The organism is Acinetobacter sp. ANC 4648, assembly GCF_002135345.1.
Taxonomy (GTDB): Bacteria; Pseudomonadota; Gammaproteobacteria; order Pseudomonadales; family Moraxellaceae; genus Acinetobacter.
On record NZ_NEGI01000001.1, the window covers coordinates 105,596 to 124,980 of the forward strand.

Sequence of the window (19,385 nt, forward strand, 5' to 3'; positions counted from 1 at the left end):
TACCCTAATTATTTTCTATATTTACACGCTTTGATTCAGACAACTCGACAGGTTCATAAACACTGAGCATGGCTTGAATGGTATGATCTTCATATTGAATTTCACAACAAAATTGTCCCAAACCTTCATGTAAGTATTGTCTTCTAGCTGTAATTTTAACCGTTTTTCCACATTCAAAATATGCTATAGGTAAATGTAATTTACGTGTACCAAGCAAAAAACCAATTTTAGGCGTGTGTCCTAATTGTTGACCTTTTGAGCCAGCATATAAACTGATGGTTTGTGCCATAAGCTCAATACTGGCCCATGTCGGTAAACCTTGAACATCACAAAACATTAATTCAGGTGTAATTAATAACTCAGCCACTGCAAAGTCATCCCCGAATTCAAGTACATGGTCGATAAAAATCATTGGTTTTTCATGTGGAATAAAATCAGTTGCACTGACTTTCGTATTTATTGTCATTTCACTTTTGTTCCAAAGATTAAGCTGATATTACTACCACCAAAAGCAAACGAATTTGACATCACGTAGTCAATCCGCTGATCTAATTGAGCATCTTCAACATAATGAAGATCGTCCAATTCAACATCGCATACACCATGATGATGTAAGGGTAACCAGCTTTGATCCTTTAAAACTTGCGTACAAATAAAAGCTTCAATTGCACCTGCCGCACCTAAGCAATGCCCTGTTTGATGCTTGGTACTGCTTAATGGCACATGATAATCTGTAAAAACTTGGCGGACGGCTTTAACTTCCATCGCATCATTTTGTGGGGTTGCCGTACCATGCATATTCAAATAGCCAATTTCACTTGGATTAAGCCCAGCTTGAGTCAATGCTCGTTGCATAGCCTGAGCAGCTCCTTGACCCTCAGGATGCGGTGCTGAAATATGCCATGCATCCATTGATTCACCCGTGGAAAGTAACATCACCTCGGCATTTTCTTTGGACAATAGAAACAAAGCCGCGGCTTCACCAATATTGATGCCATCTCGCTGCTGACCACATGGCCTACAAATACCATTGGATAAACTTTCTAAGCTATTAAATCCATTTAAAGTTAGTTTACACAAGGTGTCTACGCCACCAACTAACACCACATCAGCAAGTCCCGCATTAATTAAACGCTGCCCTGCTGCAAATGTTTTGGCGCCAGATGAACATGCTGTCGAAATAGTATAAGCCAAACCCTCCCAACCTAAATACTGTTGTAACGCTTTGGCAAGACAGCCCATTTCTTGCTTGTGTTGAGATACATCTACATCAATATGACCGCTAAAATATTCAGCTAATACCGGCTCATTGTCTGCAATGCCTGAGGTCGATGTTCCCAAAACAATAGCAAGGCGAGAGCGATCAAAACGTTGTGCATAATACTGAATCTCTTGCTCAATTTTTTGCAATGCAGTCAATGCAAAACGTAAATTACGACTATCTACATACTGTAATGATTTAGGCACTTGCTCCAATAAGTCAGCTTGAAATGCCCCAACCCATACACTCTTCTCAGGAATCAAGCCACTCGTGAAAGTTAAACATGTTTCATGTTGAGTAAGCTGTTGTTGTAACTGTTCTACCGTAGAACCCAATGCAGATAGCCCCACTGAAAATTGAATTCCAACCGCAGAATTTTGTCGCATCATCATGCTTGTCTCTATTTTTTTAATCATGATGGCATCCTACTCATTATTTTCCAAAGTATTGGGCACAGCACTAAACACCATTTGATAAGGCACTTGTATATTTTCAAGTTCAATATAATCAGCAAGATAATGAATATGTAAAACTAATTGCTGATTGATCAGGATCCTTTTATTTTTTTCACCATTATATTGAATAGTCACCTGATCATGATGCAATTTAGCAAAGTTTGGATAGGTCGCAAATAAAACATCGCGGACAACAAAATCAAAAGGCAATAACCGCATTGACTCAATCCGTTGTTCAACTTTCACCTGTTGACCATCAAATTTGAGTTTAAACAACTGTTGACCCGTTAAACTCAGTGCAACTAAATCTAAGTTTCGCCCTTGCTGTTGTTGATATAACAAAAAACTAAAACTATGCTGTTGCCACTGTACTTCAACTAAATCTTGCCGTTGGTAGGATTGAACCATCCATTGTGACGAAGCCAGACCTTGGGCTTTAGGTAGCAATGCTTGGCATCCACTCAGATTTAATCCAATCATGATCCCTAGCCATATCTGCACCCATCTTAAGTGCATCATTCGATCTCTACCACATGTTCCTGAGAGATTCCTTCACGACAATATTCCGCCAAAGTACTTAAACGTTGTCTCGCATTACGATGAATTGGATTTGTATCATCCCATGCATAACCGGCTAAAAGAGATGCAATCATTCTGCGTATTTTATCATTTTGGTTATTTGAAAATACCACATCTTGAAATTCACCTTCATACCATGCTTCCACATAAGCACGAAAAACTTTAATTCCCTTACGCAACGGTTTTTCATATTCTTCCATCCAATTAACAGCTTCACCCTGAATCGAGCGATCGACCAGAGGAACAGCTAAACTCGAGGATTTTAACGCAATGGTCACACCAGAAGAAAATACTGGATCAAGAAACTCCCCCGCATTACCCAACAAAGCAAAATTTTGATCTGCAAGCTGCTTTACATTGGCAGAATAACCCACCAAAGTTCGTACTGGAGTATCAAACTTCATCTGTCTTAATACATGCGATAAACTTGGTTCATCAGCAAGAATCCGTTTAAATGTCGCTAATAAGGCTTCTGGACTTGTATCATCAAATTGATAGTGATCAAAAAAGTCCTGTTCCGCAACAACACCAAAAGAAGATCGGCCATCAGCAAAGGGAATTAACCAATACCAAGCTCGATGGTCTTTTTCATGTACAGAAATCAAGATTTTTTCACGATCAAATTCTGGATCAGCTAAAATTCCATCTTCAATATGGGTAAAAATAGCACGCCGCACAGGAAAATCAGATGGACTTTCTAAGTCTAAAAATTTCGGTAAAATTCGCCCAAAACCACTGGCATCTAGTAAAAATTTAGCTTGAATTTGATACTGTTCACCAGCTTCATTTTTTACCGTCAAAACTGGCTGAGTCGATGCAACATCTACCGCAATAACTTCATGCCCAAAACGAATCTCAGCACCTTTATTTTCAGCTTCCGATGCTAATAAATGATCAAAATGAGCACGGCGAACTTGCCAAGTTGTTCCTGGCCCATCGGTGAACTTTTGAGTAAAATCATAAAAACTACGTTGCTTGCCTCTTAAAAATACAGCGCCATTTTTAAACTGAAATGCATATTCCTCTACATGATCACGAACTGCTTCAAGTAAGCCTGCTTCTTCTAAAAATACCATCGATTGTGGTAATAAAGATTCACCAATTGAAAATCGTGGGAAATGTTGTTTTTCAATAATCGTCACTGCATAGCCTTTTTGTCGTAATAAGGCTGCGGCTGAACTCCCAGAAGGCCCTGCCCCAATAATCATGACATCTGTATGCTGTAAATTCATTTTTATTCCCCTTATTTCAACTCTTTGGCTGATTATTTAAAATGACACGATGTTGTTGATCTGCTTGAGTAAACAAGGTCGCATAAACAAATGAAAAGACGACGCCTAATAACACCGTCAGTCCAAAACAATGAATAGCGTAAGTGTGACTAAAGGATAACAAGCCAAAACCAAGTAAGGTTGACATCATACATAAGAATAATGCCATTCCAACCACTTGTGGATGATCATGTCCATGTCGATAAAAAATTGCATAATCCACACCAATACCAATAATCAAAAATGTACCCATAATACTGAATAAATTAATTTCGATACCCAGCCACGCCTGTACCGCAAAAGTACTTAACAATGCTAGGCTCACTGGGAGTATCAATGGAATAATTGCACTGAATCCATAAATGATCGTCAAACCTATCGTTAATGCCATCAAAGCATAAGCCAATAAATATTGTGCTTGAATACGATGTTCTTTAAATAAATTGGATAGGTTTTTGACGGGTTGTAAAAGTTGAATGTGGGCATTTTGCAAGGATTGTAGTGCTTGCTCATTCTGAATACCTTGCAATAAAATCAGGCGTTCTGTCGCATTTGGCTGTAAAAATGCAAAAGGATGTTGGCTAAATTGTGCCAATTTCAAAATCGGCTGTGTCGACAAATGTGTCTGCCAATCGAATACGTCTTGTGGATTCAACTGCAGCGCTTGTGCATAGGCTACCAAGTCTGACTTTGGAATATTTTGGAGTAACTGAATATTTTGCCTTTGCTGAAGCTCTGAAGGTATCGATTGACCTAGTGCCTGAAAGCTATGAACAACACCCTGCTTTTGTAAATCTAATAGCTGTTGAATCAGTTGCTGCTCCAGCACTTCAACCTCTGCAGAAGTGTTAGCTCGAATGACAAAGTAATCACTACCTTGTTCCTGACCAAAACGTTCACGCACATAGCGATCTTGCTGTTTAAGTTGTTGATCCATACTTTGTAAATTACGGATATCATCATTACTTTTTAAAAAATACAAGCTTCCGAATCCAATAAGTGTAATCAGCGCAATACTCGAATAACGTAATTTTGAATGTTGTAAAAAATAACACCGAGCATCGCCAATAAATTTTAATGTTTGAATGGCTGGTTCAGCATTTAATGCTTTTAAACGAGGTAATAATAAAATGCTGGTTAACCATGCCGAACTTAACCCCACCATTGAAAAAACAGCGATTTGTTTAAAACCAGGAAAGGGGGTAAAAGTTAGAAATAAATAAGCCACTAATGTGGTCATTAATCCCATAAACAAACTAGGCAACACTGGCTTTAAAATTGAAAATCCATCAATCTTTCGATGCTGTGATTGTAAGGCCATAAAGTAAAATGAAAAATCGACACACACCCCAACCAAGCTTGCGCCAAAGACCAAGGTTATTAAATGAATTTCATCAAATAACCAATGTGTGACAGCAAAAGCCAGTAAACAACCACTACTAACCGCAATAAATTCAGTCAGCATAGGCCGTAAGGATCTAAAACCAAACCAAACTAATAGTAAAACACCAATACTGGAGCCTAGACCAATGCTAGAAATTTCTTTTTCAGCCGACTGTGTACCAAAATTAGAGAACAACAATGTGCCAGTCCAATGTGTTTTTACATTGAGTTGAGCTAACTGTTGATTAATTTTCTTCATCCAATATTCGGTATCTTTTTGATAATCAATACTGTATGGACTTTGCGTTAGCTCTAAAGTAAAAAAACGTGAAATCGTATTTTCATCTTTTAAGGTAGCAAAACCTTGTTCCATTTCTATTGCAGGATTACTTTGCTGATGCGCGAGCCCCATTGCAAAACGAGGGAATAATAGCAAGGGATCATTTTTGAATAATTCAGCAGTAATGGGCATCCCCGGACTCATTACTTGCAATAAACTCTGCTCGATCAGTGCTGGATAATTTTGCTGTTTTAAATGTTCAATATCTTCAGCTGCAAGCAATCCAGCACGGTGCTGAAATAGGGTTTGTGCAAATTGATCAGTATCTAATTGTGGTTTTAAAGGTTGCCACAAAGCACTGGATTGAATCTGCTGCTTGAGTAAATCAGTTGCCTGCGCCAAGGCTTTTTCATCAGGTGCGTCAATAACTAAAAAAACTTTATTATTTAACTGCTGATTGACATATTGCTGTGTATTTTCCAGTGCTTTATCTTGATTTTCTTTGGGTAGTAACGCAAAAATATTGGTTTGAATATGAATGTCGTTATGTAGCCAAGACCAAACTAAGCTACTGGCTACAATTAATAAAATAACCAGCCAAAGTGCTGAAAGTTTATTTTGCCAATTGGAAAAGTGCATGTTCCGCAGCCGTTAAATTTTGTGGTTGAGCGCTGTGCTGACTAAATTGAATCACAGTTGAATTGTTGGCTTTTTCCGTAATCACAATTTGATCAACAAAATTTTGACCTTGAGCTTCAATACGAACGAATAATTTTTTAAATAAACTACTTTTAGGCGTTAATGTCATATTCCATTGATTGGCAGTATAGTGAGCAGAAACAATATTAAAATTTTTGGCCAATGCTGTTTCATCGCCTGACATCAGTTGTAAAAACATAGTTGCTACTGAGCCATACGGTGATTTACTCATTTCAATCTGACTAAATGTTCGTTGAGTTTTCTGTACTAATTTTTGAGGTGTGACAATTAAACTGGCTTGTACCGGCCGTTGAATTTGCCAAATTACACCTTGTTGTTTTGAAAATACAACACTGCCATTTGATACAAACGTTTTATTTAAGGATGCCAATTTTTTTTTCTGTTGAAACTGTGCACGGACGATAGGTGTGCTAGACAATTGCTTAAATATTTGAGTAACTTCTATATTTTGCGCACCTGCAAAACTTGAAAAGAACAAGCAAAGCACAAAACATAGTAGCAGCCCGAGCAATTTTGTTAATAACTGGATGTGCTGTAACACATCAATTTTATCTCGCAATAGAATTGGGGAATGATTCATCTCTGTTCTTCTCTATGGCTCAATATGATTCAGTTGAAAAGCTGGCCAAGCGTTTAATCGCTCAAATAACACTGGCGGCGACTGAAAGCACATTTCACGGCTTTGCATATGGACTGCAACTTGTGTGGTATAGCCTTTTGTTAAACGTTGACCTGATTTTGCATCAAAAATCAAATATTCAATTTTTAAACGGTTTTCCCATTCTTTTAATCGCGCACGTACCCGAATTTTTTGTTGAAATTCTATGCCTTGCACATAGCGTACATGACTTTCAATAATTGGCCATGCATAGCCTGAATCTTTCATTTGTACATAGTTATACTTAAACTCATCCAATAATTGACAACGTGCAATCTCAAAATATTTTAAATAATGCCCATGCCAAACAATGTTCATACTATCAACATCATGAAAAGGAATTTCAATAACTACATCAGCATGCATGTTAATTCTCCATGTTCAGTGAGTTGAATACCGAACATTGTAAAAATGCCAATTGCTCAAAGCGATCGACCAAAGTTTGTAAATCATTTTGCAATGGTCGATCTTCTTCCAAAAAGGTGAAGCTTTCATGCACCCAGTTTTGGAATTGTATTAATACTTCTGTCAAATTGTGTGATAGACCTTTGAGTTGAATCGCTTGCACACTGGCACAGCAAAGTGCAGATAGCACTTGTTCTGTCAGTAAAATGACGCGACTCGCATCACGGGCTGCAATTGTCCCCATACTGACTTTGTCTTGATTATGACATTCTGTTGAGCGGGAAAAAATCGAAGCAGCCAACGTCTGTTTTAATGCTTCAGCAGTCCAAGCGGATACCCCGATTTGCACGGCTTTAAAACCATGGTTGAGTGCTAACCGTTCTGGACTTGAACCAGTTAAATTCCGCGGCAAACCATGATTCATTTTATGATCTACCAATTGTGCCAATTGTCGATCAAGTAAATCTGCAATATTGGCAATCATAATTTTCAGACTGTCCATGGCTTGGGCAATATGACCGCCATAAAAATGACCACCATGTAATACGCGTAAACTCACAGGATCAATTAATGGATTATCATTACTCGAATTCAATTCATTTTCAATGAATTGACGCAACCAAATTTTAGAGTCTTCAAATACACCAATAATATGCGGTGCGCATCGTAATGAATACCGATCTTGTAAGCGTGGACTTTGGTGTGCCGTTTGAACTTCACTATTAAGCCATAGACGCAGTTGTGAGGCGATCCGTTGTTGTCCTTGATGTGGTTTTTGTGCAAAGAGGACTTCATCAAAATGACTGGGATTTCCTTCTAAAGCTAAAACATTCATCGCTGTAATGAGCGTGCTTACCAAGGCTATCTGTTCTGATTTCTTATAGTTTAAACAGGCAATTGCAGTCATGACTGCCGTACCATTCATTAATGCCAGACCTTCTTTAGGACGTAATACCAAGGCAGACATCTTTTTATCAGCATAGACCTCTGTAATTGGAACAATCCTTTGCTGATCATTCCAATATACGTCCCGCTCCCCCACTAAAGCTCCAGCGATATAGGATAAAGGGGTTAAGTCACCACTTGCACCTACGGAACCTTCTGATGGAATCACTGGAATAATATTTTCATTCAGCATCCATACCAAACGTTCTAATAAAGCAAAGGATACCCCAGAATAACCACGTGCTAATGAACATAAACGTGTGATGACTACAGCACGAGCTGTGATTAAGTCAAAATTTTGCCCCAAACCACAGCCATGAAAACGAGATAAATGTAATGGTAGTTCATACACTTGATGAGGTGGAACTTCCACTAAACATGAATCACCATAACCCGTGGTCACACCATAAATGACTCCTTCATCCTCAAGTAGTCGATCCAAAAAATCTGCTCCACGTTGAATCAAGGCTCGCCATTCACTCGACTCAGGCAATGCCACTCTCACCTGTTGATGAGCAACACGAATTACATCTTCAATAGTTAATGGATCTTTGCCTACCACTAAAACTGGCATCTTATTTTTATTCACTTACTTCTTCCAAAAATTATAAAAATTAAACCATTGATAAGGCGCACGAATACAATGCTTTTCCACCAAGGAAACATATCGCAGCGTAATATTTTGCATCGCCTGTAACCGTGTAGCCCGAGGCAATTCAACCCGATCAGCCAACTTATGAATATGTACATCAAAGGTATTCTGCATTCGATAACAAAATACAGCCAGTACAGGTACCTTAAGTAAATTTGCAAGAATCCAAGCACCTTGTGGCCATTTCGCATCTTCAGCTAAAAAACTCAATGTTTGTACTCGATCTGACTGCACCGGAACGCGATCAGCAGCAACAATAATCCATTCGCCTTGTTCCAATTTATCTTGTAGGTGAAATGCTGTTTCTAGCCCTAATTCATCAACAGAAATCAGATGTACGTCTGCTTTGGTATTTAACTTTTTTAAAAATTGATTAAATTGAGTCGCATGCTTTTGATAAACCAAAACATTAATTTTTTGCTTCTGCTCTGACTTAATGGCACGCAATAATTCGATATTGCCAAAATGTGAGACAACAATAATTGCCCCTTTGTGATAATGTGCTCGAAAATGCTCATGCCCATGTAAATTCAGTTTTTTTTCATCAATATAACCGAGCCATCCTTCAATTTTATCAAGGATACACTCACCAAATTGCATCAAATGCGTGTACGTATTAGCTATAGATGGTGGATTGGTAAAAGGCGTTTTCTGACCAGCAAAAGCATGTACTTTTTGTAGATAAAGTAAGGAGGATTGTCGTGCTGTTTTAGAAAACAGCCAATACCACATAATCACAATATATAAGACCAGACGACATAAAAAACGCCCACCCACGCGGTAAAACCCAAGCATAAGCATTAAAGGGAGCATGCCCCCTTTTTCCTTGAGTTCGCTCCACCCTGGAGAATGATTAAACTTAGTCATGAGTTGAAGATTGTATTTTATGACGAATTAATTTAGGTAAACGCAATAACATACCTGCAAATAATCTTGAATGCACCTTAGAGATTCCCCAATTATCACGCCACAGATTAAAGTGTGAAATCCCATGTTCAGGATAAATTACCTTGGTCGGAACATTTAAAAAAGAGATATTTTCCCATTTTAAACGCACCAAAATTTCACTATCAAAGCCCATGCCTGCTTGGAATTTGGCACTATTCAAAACGGCTAAAGTTGGTTTAAGTGGATAAACCCGAAAACCACACATACTGTCTTTAATCTCAAAGGAAAGACTGTTAATCCATACCCAAATATGAGTCGCATAACGACCATATAAGCGACCTTTCGGCACAGTATCATCAAAAATAGGCTGTCCAATCACCATGGCATTTGGATTTTGCTGAGAAATTTCGAGAAACTTCGCAATATCATTCCAATCATGTTGACCATCACAATCCAGCTGTAATGTATGGCTCAAACCCATTTGCTCTGCTGTACGCAAGCCTGTAACAACAGCTTGTCCTTTTCCCTGATTTTGTGCATGCTCAACCAAAACTATATCGGTATATTGCGCAGCTAACTCACGTAAAATTTGCGTACACTGTGCTTCACTGCCATCATTGACCATGACAATAGGAAGCTTAAATGGAGCTAGAGATTGTAATAATGCTACAAGATAATGCGGATGGTTATAAACAGGGATAATAAAACCATATTTGAAGATTACTGGATTCACTGAGCCTCTCCTAGATCGGGTTTTATCGAAAACAATAAACGCCCAGATGCCAATATTTTCTCAGACATACTCATTTCAAAAAATACTTTATCTAATTTTCGTTGTAATTTGAGTTGCAGCACCGTATACGGTTGAATTAAATCCTGAAATTTCAATTGTTCATAACCATTACACCAATCTAAATCTGCCCACATTTGTTTCGAAAAATGCTGAATAAAGCCAATTTGCCCCACACCTGGATAAATAGGATGGTTTGGAAAATGTCCTTTAAAACAGATAAGTTCCGCAGGAAACTCTAATTTAAACAATACTTCCTCCGCATGTTGCTGTTGCTCTAGAACAACAGGGAGCAACATGCTCTGAAAGAGCGATTTCATTGCATTTTTATTCAATTTAGATTGACTATTTTGTGGTAATTGATGCAAGAAACGCCATTGCCGAGGGATCGCAATACTTTCTAATTTGTCTTTTAATTGCATTTTTAATGCAGCTACAAAATTCCCTTTAGAGACCGCTTCAAACTGCTGTTGTGCCTCTGGCCGGAGTACTACAACACAAGCCAACATTTGCCGATGTTCATGCTCTAAAACCAAGACATGACATTGTTCAACCTCAGGCAAAGATAAAATCTTATGTTCAATCGTATCTAAACTTAAGCGTTTTTCTTCTAGTTTAATGATGCGATCTAAACGCCCCAACAATCTAAATGGACTTTTCGGCTGATTTGGCTCAGCTGCTTCTGCTTGGTCTCCAGTGAAAATCCAATCCTTGCTAAATGCATGATTCGTCTTAACCCCAAGTTCTTGTTGTTCCGTCACTTGAATATTAACATTTGCAAAAGGTATCCATAACGCATCATCCTGATGACGATGTGCGATCCCTCCTGTTTCGGAGCTTCCTAACACTTCAATAATTGGGCGATTCAATAAAGGACGAACTCCAACATCTAACTTTCCACCAGAAGAATAGATTTGAATACAATCCTCTAAGTAGACTTCGTTAGTCCAGCGCTTGAGTAATGCAGGACTCGAAATCACATAGTTTTGAAGCTGTAGCGGACTTAAATTTCGCTGAGCCTCGACAACATCCTCAGGAAAAGCCAGTTGTGGTAGATAAAAGCTACGCCCACTTGCCAGTGGCCAAAGTAATTTAAACAATAGACCATAAATATGTTGATGGCTAACGGTTGCAATCGCAACAACAGCATCAGGCAAAGCAAAACTCTGATCTAATCCTTGCACTTCATTTAGTAATTGTCTAAGTGTACGTGGAATCTTCTTTGGTTGACCCGTTGAGCCCGAAGTATAAAAATAGACTTTAGCTTGATTTAAAAAAGTATCATCTAATAATAAAGATTGTGGCTGCAATATTTGTTGTTGTATTGCATGATTATTTTGTCGTGCTAAAAAATAAATCTCTTGCTCAGCCAATTCAAGTTCTAAATCTTTAACGCGATGTGGTGCAATTAAAATCTCTTTATCTGCCAATAGTGCTGAAAATAAGAGCACTAAAAACTCATAACTGTCAGATTCCCAAAGTGCCCAAGTCTTGTGATCTAATAACTGAATACTTAAGCTTTGTTGGTACACATCTTGCCAAAAATCAACAAAACGAAGAGTGCTTAAGTCATCACGAATACATAACACGTGTGTAGACTGTAGATTATTTTGGAAATGACACGACATGATGATTTACTAACTCTGAGGATAATTAAGCTGACTATCCTTAGATGCGTCAGATTTTTTTGCTAGATTGAGACGTTGCTGGCGCTTTCGTAAAATATACTCACCCAACAGCAAAGTCCCCATCAATAAATAAGAAATAAAACCATTATAAATCACCCAAATTTGCATAGGTGCAAACAGTACAGTTGCAAGTGCAATCAAAGCATTCAATACAAAGAAAAAACACCAAATGATGGTGACTTTTTTTGTCCAAATAATGCCTGATTCGGGTAAGTTGGGTTCAGCCAAGCGAGCAAATCGCTCAATCATAGATGGTGGCTTAATCAATGTACTGGCAAAAATCATGAATGCCCCAACACTCATACACACAGGATACATTTTTAACCAAGCCTGATTTTTTAACAGTAAACTTAAACCACCACATAAAATGGCAAACCAAGTCAAAGGCCACATCAAATTATGACTTTTACTGCATAAACGCAATAGACCCAAAGCCAATAACATTGCGCTCACCCACATAAACTGCCCGTGAGATAAGCTCCAGCCGACTAAAAAGGGATAGAGGATCAATAAAATCACCACTACCCCTGTAATGAGATGTTTCATTCAGCCAACATATTTTGAATAACCGTAACCACATCTTGAATGGTTCTTACATTTTTAAAGTCTTCAGGCTGAACTTGCTTACCTGTTAACTCTTTAATTTTAACAACCAAATCAATCGCATCAATACTATCTACATCTAGATCGGAATATAAATTTGAATCAAACTGAATCGTCTCAGCTTCAATTTCAAATAGTTCTTCCATCCATTCACGTAATTTTTCTAAAATCTGTTCTTGCGTTAACATCATAACCTCTTAGGCTTTTGGTTGAGCTTCAACCAAAGCCACTAAACTTTGAATTGATTTAAAAAACTGTTTAGTCTCAGCTGATTCTGCATTTAAATGGATGTTATAACGTTTTTTTAACGCCAAACCCAACTCTAAAGCATCAATTGAATCCAAGCCCAAACCATCACCAAACAACGGTGCTTCGGTATCAATATCCTCGATACCAATATCCTCAAGAGCCAGCACATCAATAATCATTTGTTTTAATTCATCAGCAAGATTGCTCATTTTTCAATAACTCTTGGTTAAAAAACTGTTGAAGTTTTTGGTTAAGTTGACGAACCTGCTTAGGGGAAATATGGTCATCCTCCAGAAGCTCATTCACATGCATCGCATCTAAAACTTTAATTTGAATATGAAAAGGTTGAGAAGGTATGTGATACCACTTTTCATTTTTGGTTAATGTCGAAGGAGTACATTTTATTAAAACTGGTCGTATCGGCACATTGGCACGAATCGCAATATTTGCTGCACCACGTTGAAACTCATTCAAACACTGGCCTTCTGCTGTACGAGTCCCTTCTGGAAAAATCAACAATGATGCGGCTTGCTGTTGTTTTAAATGAGCTACGCAATCGTGAATAAATTGTTCTGAACCTGCATTTAAAATATAGCCAGCACTACGCACAGGACCTAGGGTAAAAGGGTTTGACCAGAGCGCTTCTTTCACCACGCAATTGGCTTTCTCCATTAATCCAATTAGCACTACAACATCAATCAATGTTGGATGGTTTGCAATTATCAGCTCTTGCTGACTATTGACTAATTTTTCTAAACCTTCAACCTCATAAGTCATAATTCCCAGTTTTACCATCATTTCAGTAAAACCTTTAAAACTATGCTTAATAACCTGTTGTGCCCGTTGCTGCCTAAGCTGTTGATCTCGAGTGGTTAAATTAACTAAAGGTGCAATAACACCACCAATAACACCACCACCTATACCAAAACTTGCAAAACTAAAGCCAGTTGCACCGACTCGCCAAACATAATTGGCTTTGTTTTTTAAAGTACTTAACAATTGCATTCTGGCCACACACGCATCTTAGAGTCCGAACCTTCAGCCCAGAATTGTTGAAATTTTAAAGCATCCACATATTTATAGGTATGATTTTGGATATTCGATAGCGTCATCGTTAAATTTGGATGCTGTAACTCAACTAAAGCGGCCATTGCAAAAGCTTGAAACTCTTGGTATTCCATATAGACACTAGGCAGAGGTGCATCGTAATACACCACCAAAACTCGAGCAGAATATTCACTCATTTTTAAATATGCATAGGCTTCAAGCAATGCTTCAGACCAATTTGCACATAGACTGGTTGATGGTGTTGGATCTTGGCACAGAATCGAATACAAGCCTGCAATCGCATTATGTACCGATGTTGAAAACTGAGTGGGTGACGGTGTTACACCTTGCAATACATCTTCTAAAATTTTATAGGTTTTACTTTCATCACCATATTGTGATGCCCAAACGATATAATTCACTTTATTTTGTGCAAGCGTTTCAATCGCACAATTCAAAGCTAATTTTGCAATTGAAGATAAGCGCCGACGTTGCATAGCAGGGATCTGCTCAAGTGCAGGATAAGTTTCCCCAGCACAACTCATGTGTAGTTGTGATAAATTTATCTGAATCATGCTTAGTTGTCTTTAACCAATATTTTACTTATTGCACAGAATGCTGTGTCAGCTGAATTATATCATTTGCAATAAAAAACATCACAAAATACTCTTGAACTCTTTCAACGACTTAATTTATAGAAAAAGAAAACCCAAAGTTAACTTTGGGTTTTCTAAATTTCATAGCAGAAAATTAATTGCTAAATTTCTTTGCTGCCTTCTTAAATTTCTGAACATAACGGCGCTTACGTGCTGCAACACGCTCATCTATTTGAGATTTACGCCCTTCAAATGGGTTCTCTGACATTTTAAATTCAATTCGAACTGGCGTACCTTCAAGCTTATACACTTTACGGAATACATTTTCTAAGTAACGACGATAATCCGCAGGGGTTTTATCTACTTTATTACCATGAACCACAATCGTTGGTGGATTTTGTCCACCCATATGTGCATAACGCATTTTAATACGTTTTCCACTGATCATTGGTGGTTGATGTGCTTCTGTTGCATCACTCAAAATTTGCGTCAATTTTGCAGGGGTAACTTTTAAATGTGATGACTCATAAGCACGGTGAATGGATGGATACATTTCGCCTACACCAGTACCATGTAATGCAGAAATCAAATGCACTTTTGCCCATGGAATAAAGTCAAAGCGGCGATCAACATCAAGTTTACATTGTTTGCGATCATATTCAGTCATGTTATCCCATTTGTTAATGGCAATCACCATGGCACGACCAGCTTCTAAAGCATAACCAATCAAGTGTAAATCTTGTTCGACTACGCCTTCACGCGCATCCAATACAACCACAATCACATGTGCATCTTTAATCGCTTGTAAAGTCTTCACAATTGAGAATTTCTCAATCATTTCATCTACACGGCCTTTACGACGTACACCGGCAGTATCAATCAATGTATATTGACGACCATCACGCTCAAATGGAATATAAATCGAGTCACGTGTCGTTCCTGGTTCATCGAATGCGACTACACGCTCTTCACCCAACAAGCGATTTACGAGCGTTGATTTTCCGACATTCGGACGACCAATAATTGCTAAACGTAAACCTGTCGCTTTATCGTGTTCAGCACCATCTTCATCTTCAGGAACTTCTTCAAGTACTTCCTCAAGCATTTGTGCCACACCACGACCATGGCTAGCTGCAACATGAATAGGCTCACCAAAGCCGAGTTGGTAAAACTCAACTACTGCTGCCTCTGCATGTACACCATCAACTTTATTCGCAACTAAATATACTTTTTTACCTAAGGTACGAATTTCACGCGCAATTTGTTCGTCAGATGAAAGTAAACCAGCACGTGCATCAACAACAAAAATAATAATATCTGCTTCATTGATCGCTGTTTTTGACTGTTCTGCCATGTAGGCATCAATACCTGCTTCACTTTCGCCAATACCACCAGTATCAACCACAATGAATGATTTATTTTGATAAGTTGCATCACCATATTTACGGTCACGTGTTAGACCAGCAAAATCAGCAACGAGAGCATCACGACTCTTGGTAATCTGGTTAAATAGCGTTGATTTTCCGACGTTCGGACGACCAATGAGCGCAATTACGGGTTTCATAGATTAACCTTTATTCAAGTCAGCCATTTTGAACGGCCTGAACATCAGAAATTATAGGAAGAAAATAGGTGAATCACCTAAATAAAAACACGGGGTATTGAACTTTCAATCACCCCGAGCCTTAAAAAAATATACAACTAGTGTGTTAGTTTAACACAAGACAGAACAAAATTAACGATTCTGCCAAACGCTTACTGCACCCTTTCGTGTAGAAACATAAAGTTGTTCATCAATTACACGTAGCGAACGAACTTCACCACTGGTTTTATTACGCCCAATCAAATTACCTGTGTTTGGGTCGATAAGATGTAAATAACCATCTAAATCACCAACAACAAGGTTTTTCCCAAACATCACTGGATTGCTTAAATTACGGTTTAAGAGTTGTTCATTTTGCCAAAGCTGTTGACCTGTCGTTAAATCATACGCAGTTAACTTACCGTCTACTTGTGCAACGAATACTTTATTATCTGAGACTTCTGGACGCGTAATACTGCTTGCATCCTCACTCCAAATCACACGCTGTGATGCCAAATCTGTTGTAGTAACTTGACCTTGATAACTTGTAGTCACTAAAAACTGACCCGCAACGACTGGATCCCCATCAACATCAATTAAGCGCTGAATATCAGAACGTCCTTCGCTCACAGCAACACGTTGCTGCATACGAGGTACACCTGTTAAGCTATCTATCGCATAGATATAGCCATTTGAAGTTGCAACAACAATAGTGCGAGGATCGATACTTACTGGTGCAGCCTGACCACGTAAACTAAATTGAGCATTCGGTAATTTATAAGTCCACGCTTGCTGGCCTGATGTTTGATCAAATGCAAATACAGTTCCATCATTGGCAACTACAATCACACGCCCTGATTGAATTAAAGCAGGACTGATAATTGCACCAGACAATTGAGCTGTCCATTGTTGTGCACCTGTTGCTTGATCCAAGGCAAAAAGCTGACCTTTTTTATTACCGACAACCACAAGCCCATCTGCTGCTTCGACACCAGAGCTCAAACCTTGCTGAGTCACTTTCACTTCCCAAAGACGTTGTTTGCCTTTATAAGCAACAACCTCACCCTTAGGATTAACGATAAAAATCACACCATTATTGGCATCTAATCGTAAACGTAATGGATCTTCTTCTGGTGTTGTAGCAACACTTTGAGAAAAGATCGGCACCAAACTTGTGGCCTGAACAATTTTTGGAAGTGGACTCGGCTTAATCTTTTCTTCTTTCACTTTATTACTTGAACAACCAACCAATGCAGCTGCCAAAATTGCTAAAGCAAACGGTATTTTAAATGTTTTATTCATTAAGACTCATCCACATGTATATCTAAAATTGGGCGTTCGAGTTCAGGATCATCTACCAATACACCAACACTTTCGAGTTTAATTTGTAAAATTTGACGTTCTTGTTTACGTTCTAATAATGTATTCCATGCTGTTTGATATGCTTTCTTCGCATTTTCAGTATCGTTTTTAGCTACATAAACATCACCTTTGGCTTCTTCCGCAGTTGCCTTAAATGCTGGTTCTGTCACAGAGCTTAGAGTTTTTAAAGCCTCATCATATTTTTTTTGCGCAAGCTGAGCGTCCGCCAAGCGGATTTTTACTAGTTGTACTAACCCAGCATCTTTGATTTGAGAGTTTTCAACTTTTTTTAATTCACGCTCTGCCGTTGCGTAATCTGCTTTATCATATGCTAAACGAGCCATCACCAGTTGTGCTTGTAATGCCTGTACTGAATTTGGATCGTCTTTTACAATTTTGTCTGCAACACCTGCCAAAGCAACAAAGGCTTTTTCATTACCACTGGCTGCTTTAGCATCATCCATTAACTGTTGAACTTTCGCAGTTTGGACTTGATCGGTTGCTAATGTTTTTTTCTGCCAATATTCCCAACCGAAAAAGGCAATCAATGCAATTAACACACCAGAGAGCATGGCAGAACCATACTTTTGAATAAATGATTTCAAACCATCAAGTTGTTCTTCACCGGTCATTGCACTCATTGTTTTACCCTTTTCCTTTATGTTTTATCGCTTATTTTACAGAAATTTTTTCAATAAAAAACGGCACAATATCAGATACGGCCACTTCACTTTGTTCAGCCGTTGCAAGCTCTTTTACTGAAAGCTGCTGAGCATCCCACTCTCTTTCACCCAAAATTAATGCATAGATCGCACCCGATTGATCAGCCTTTTTCATTTGGCTTTTCATTGAACCCAGCGAACCCATTTTAAATCGGATTGAACTATTAGCAGCTTCCAATTGATTACGAACTTCTTCAACAAGTAGGAATGCTTTACTTTGATATGCAGGATCTGCAACCAAGAATACTTCACATTCACGTACTGGTGTCTGATCTTCAATTTGCTCAAGCAACAACAATAAACGTTCTATGCCCATTGCAAAACCAACAGCGGGAACAGTTTGATCGGCTTTACCTTTCAGCTGACCAACTAAACCATCATAACGCCCACCTGCACACACAGTACCTTGTGAACCTAAATGCGTGGTAGTCCACTCAAATACAGTCTTATTATAATAATCTAAACCACGAACTAGTTTTTGATTAATCACAAACGAAATTCCAGCATCTGTTAAATACTGCTGCAATTGCACAAAGTGATTCATCGTATCTTCCTGCATGAAATCATGTAATTTTGGAGCATTTTCCAAAATTTGCTGAGTTCGTGCATCTTTTGAATCAAGAATACGTAACGGGTTTGTCGTTAAACGACGTTGAGAATCTTCATCTAATTCAGCTTTATGTGCAGTTAAAAATTCCACCAAAGCTGCACGATACTCCGCACGCTCATCCGATTCCCCTAAAGTATTCAACTCAAGTTGAACTTTATCCGCCACACCCATGCGCTTCCACAAACGTGCCGTCATCAAAATCAATTCAGCATCCATATCTGGTGTTGCCACACCAAACGTTTCTACACCAAACTGATGAAATTGACGATAACGTCCTTTCTGTGGTTTTTCATAACGGAACATTGGACCAACATACCACACACGTGGAGTCGCTCCACGCAGTAAGTTATGTTCAAGCATGGCACGTACACAACCCGCAGTTCCTTCAGGACGCAAAGTGAGTGACTCAGGCGGATTACCTTTGTCAAAAAATGTGTACATCTCTTTTTCAACGATATCGGTTGCATCGCCAATAGAACGCTTGAACAAACTGGTTTGTTCAACGATAGGTAAACGAATTTGCTGATAACCATAAGCATCCATTAATGATGCTAAATGTTGCTCAAGACGTCTCCAAGCAGCTGTTTGGCTTGGAAGTACGTCATTAAAACCTTTAATTGCGACAATTGAACTCATGAT

General features: G+C 38.5%; 20 protein-coding genes. All 20 read right to left on the reverse strand.

The annotated features are described in order from the left end of the window. Positions 1-4: 4 nt before the first annotated feature. On the reverse strand, positions 5-466 hold the full coding sequence (locus B9T27_RS00480) for a 3-hydroxylacyl-ACP dehydratase (protein ID WP_086204926.1): 462 nt from the start codon (positions 464-466) through the stop codon (positions 5-7). Beyond that, positions 463-1,653 (reverse strand): beta-ketoacyl-[acyl-carrier-protein] synthase family protein, encoded by a 1,191-nt coding sequence (locus B9T27_RS00485; protein ID WP_416224378.1) that lies wholly within the window; start codon positions 1,651-1,653, stop codon positions 463-465. Before B9T27_RS00485 ends, B9T27_RS00480 begins: the two co-directional genes overlap by 4 nt. A gap of 33 nt (positions 1,654-1,686) precedes the next feature. After that, the gene (locus B9T27_RS00490) at positions 1,687-2,235 is read right to left on the reverse strand and encodes a DUF3261 domain-containing protein (RefSeq protein WP_086204928.1); all 549 of its coding nucleotides are present in this window, start codon (positions 2,233-2,235) and stop codon (positions 1,687-1,689) included. Then, on the reverse strand, positions 2,232-3,527 hold the full coding sequence (locus B9T27_RS00495) for an NAD(P)/FAD-dependent oxidoreductase (RefSeq protein WP_086204929.1): 1,296 nt from the start codon (positions 3,525-3,527) through the stop codon (positions 2,232-2,234). Before B9T27_RS00495 ends, B9T27_RS00490 begins: the two co-directional genes overlap by 4 nt. Before the next feature lie 16 nt (positions 3,528-3,543). After that, positions 3,544-5,868: an MMPL family transporter gene (locus B9T27_RS00500; RefSeq protein WP_086204930.1), complete on the reverse strand. Its 2,325-nt coding sequence runs from the start codon at positions 5,866-5,868 to the stop codon at positions 3,544-3,546. Beyond that, a complete protein-coding gene (locus tag B9T27_RS00505) occupies positions 5,843-6,529 on the reverse strand; it encodes an outer membrane lipoprotein carrier protein LolA (protein ID WP_086204931.1) in 687 nt (228 codons plus the stop codon). The genes B9T27_RS00500 and B9T27_RS00505 overlap by 26 nt, the downstream gene beginning before the upstream one ends. A gap of 12 nt (positions 6,530-6,541) precedes the next feature. Further along, a complete protein-coding gene (locus tag B9T27_RS00510; protein ID WP_086204932.1) occupies positions 6,542-6,973 on the reverse strand; it encodes an acyl-CoA thioesterase in 432 nt (143 codons plus the stop codon). Position 6,974: 1 nt separating this feature from the next. Next, complete coding sequence (locus B9T27_RS00515) at positions 6,975-8,531, reverse strand: HAL/PAL/TAL family ammonia-lyase (protein WP_086205390.1); 1,557 nt, start codon at positions 8,529-8,531, stop codon at positions 6,975-6,977. A 15-nt stretch (positions 8,532-8,546) separates the two neighbouring features. Continuing rightward, complete coding sequence (locus tag B9T27_RS00520) at positions 8,547-9,476, reverse strand: acyltransferase (protein WP_086204933.1); 930 nt, start codon at positions 9,474-9,476, stop codon at positions 8,547-8,549. Then, complete coding sequence (locus B9T27_RS00525; RefSeq protein WP_086205391.1) at positions 9,469-10,218, reverse strand: glycosyltransferase family 2 protein; 750 nt, start codon at positions 10,216-10,218, stop codon at positions 9,469-9,471. Before B9T27_RS00525 ends, B9T27_RS00520 begins: the two co-directional genes overlap by 8 nt. A gap of 8 nt (positions 10,219-10,226) precedes the next feature. After that, positions 10,227-11,915 (reverse strand): AMP-binding protein, encoded by a 1,689-nt coding sequence (locus B9T27_RS00530; protein ID WP_086204934.1) that lies wholly within the window; start codon positions 11,913-11,915, stop codon positions 10,227-10,229. A 9-nt stretch (positions 11,916-11,924) separates the two neighbouring features. Then, complete coding sequence (locus B9T27_RS00535) at positions 11,925-12,521, reverse strand: septation protein IspZ (RefSeq protein WP_086204935.1); 597 nt, start codon at positions 12,519-12,521, stop codon at positions 11,925-11,927. Further along, complete coding sequence (locus tag B9T27_RS00540) at positions 12,518-12,766, reverse strand: acyl carrier protein (RefSeq protein WP_086204936.1); 249 nt, start codon at positions 12,764-12,766, stop codon at positions 12,518-12,520. The genes B9T27_RS00535 and B9T27_RS00540 overlap by 4 nt, the downstream gene beginning before the upstream one ends. A gap of 9 nt (positions 12,767-12,775) precedes the next feature. Further along, positions 12,776-13,036: a phosphopantetheine-binding protein gene (locus B9T27_RS00545; protein ID WP_086204937.1), complete on the reverse strand. Its 261-nt coding sequence runs from the start codon at positions 13,034-13,036 to the stop codon at positions 12,776-12,778. Continuing rightward, positions 13,020-13,832: a lysophospholipid acyltransferase family protein gene (locus B9T27_RS00550; RefSeq protein ID WP_086204938.1), complete on the reverse strand. Its 813-nt coding sequence runs from the start codon at positions 13,830-13,832 to the stop codon at positions 13,020-13,022. Before B9T27_RS00550 ends, B9T27_RS00545 begins: the two co-directional genes overlap by 17 nt. Then, entirely contained in the window at positions 13,820-14,449 is a 630-nt protein-coding gene (locus B9T27_RS00555) for a beta-ketoacyl synthase chain length factor (RefSeq protein WP_086204939.1), read from the reverse strand. The genes B9T27_RS00550 and B9T27_RS00555 overlap by 13 nt, the downstream gene beginning before the upstream one ends. Positions 14,450-14,624: 175 nt before the next feature. Further along, a complete protein-coding gene (gene der, locus B9T27_RS00560) occupies positions 14,625-16,034 on the reverse strand; it encodes a ribosome biogenesis GTPase Der (protein ID WP_086204940.1) in 1,410 nt (469 codons plus the stop codon). 171 nt (positions 16,035-16,205) lie between these two features. Next, positions 16,206-17,354: an outer membrane protein assembly factor BamB gene (bamB, locus tag B9T27_RS00565; RefSeq protein ID WP_086204941.1), complete on the reverse strand. Its 1,149-nt coding sequence runs from the start codon at positions 17,352-17,354 to the stop codon at positions 16,206-16,208. Beyond that, complete coding sequence (locus tag B9T27_RS00570; RefSeq protein WP_086204942.1) at positions 17,354-18,055, reverse strand: YfgM family protein; 702 nt, start codon at positions 18,053-18,055, stop codon at positions 17,354-17,356. Before B9T27_RS00570 ends, bamB begins: the two co-directional genes overlap by 1 nt. Before the next feature lie 31 nt (positions 18,056-18,086). Continuing rightward, on the reverse strand, positions 18,087-19,382 hold the full coding sequence (hisS, locus tag B9T27_RS00575) for a histidine--tRNA ligase (RefSeq protein ID WP_086204943.1): 1,296 nt from the start codon (positions 19,380-19,382) through the stop codon (positions 18,087-18,089). Between the last annotated feature and the right edge of the window lie 3 nt (positions 19,383-19,385).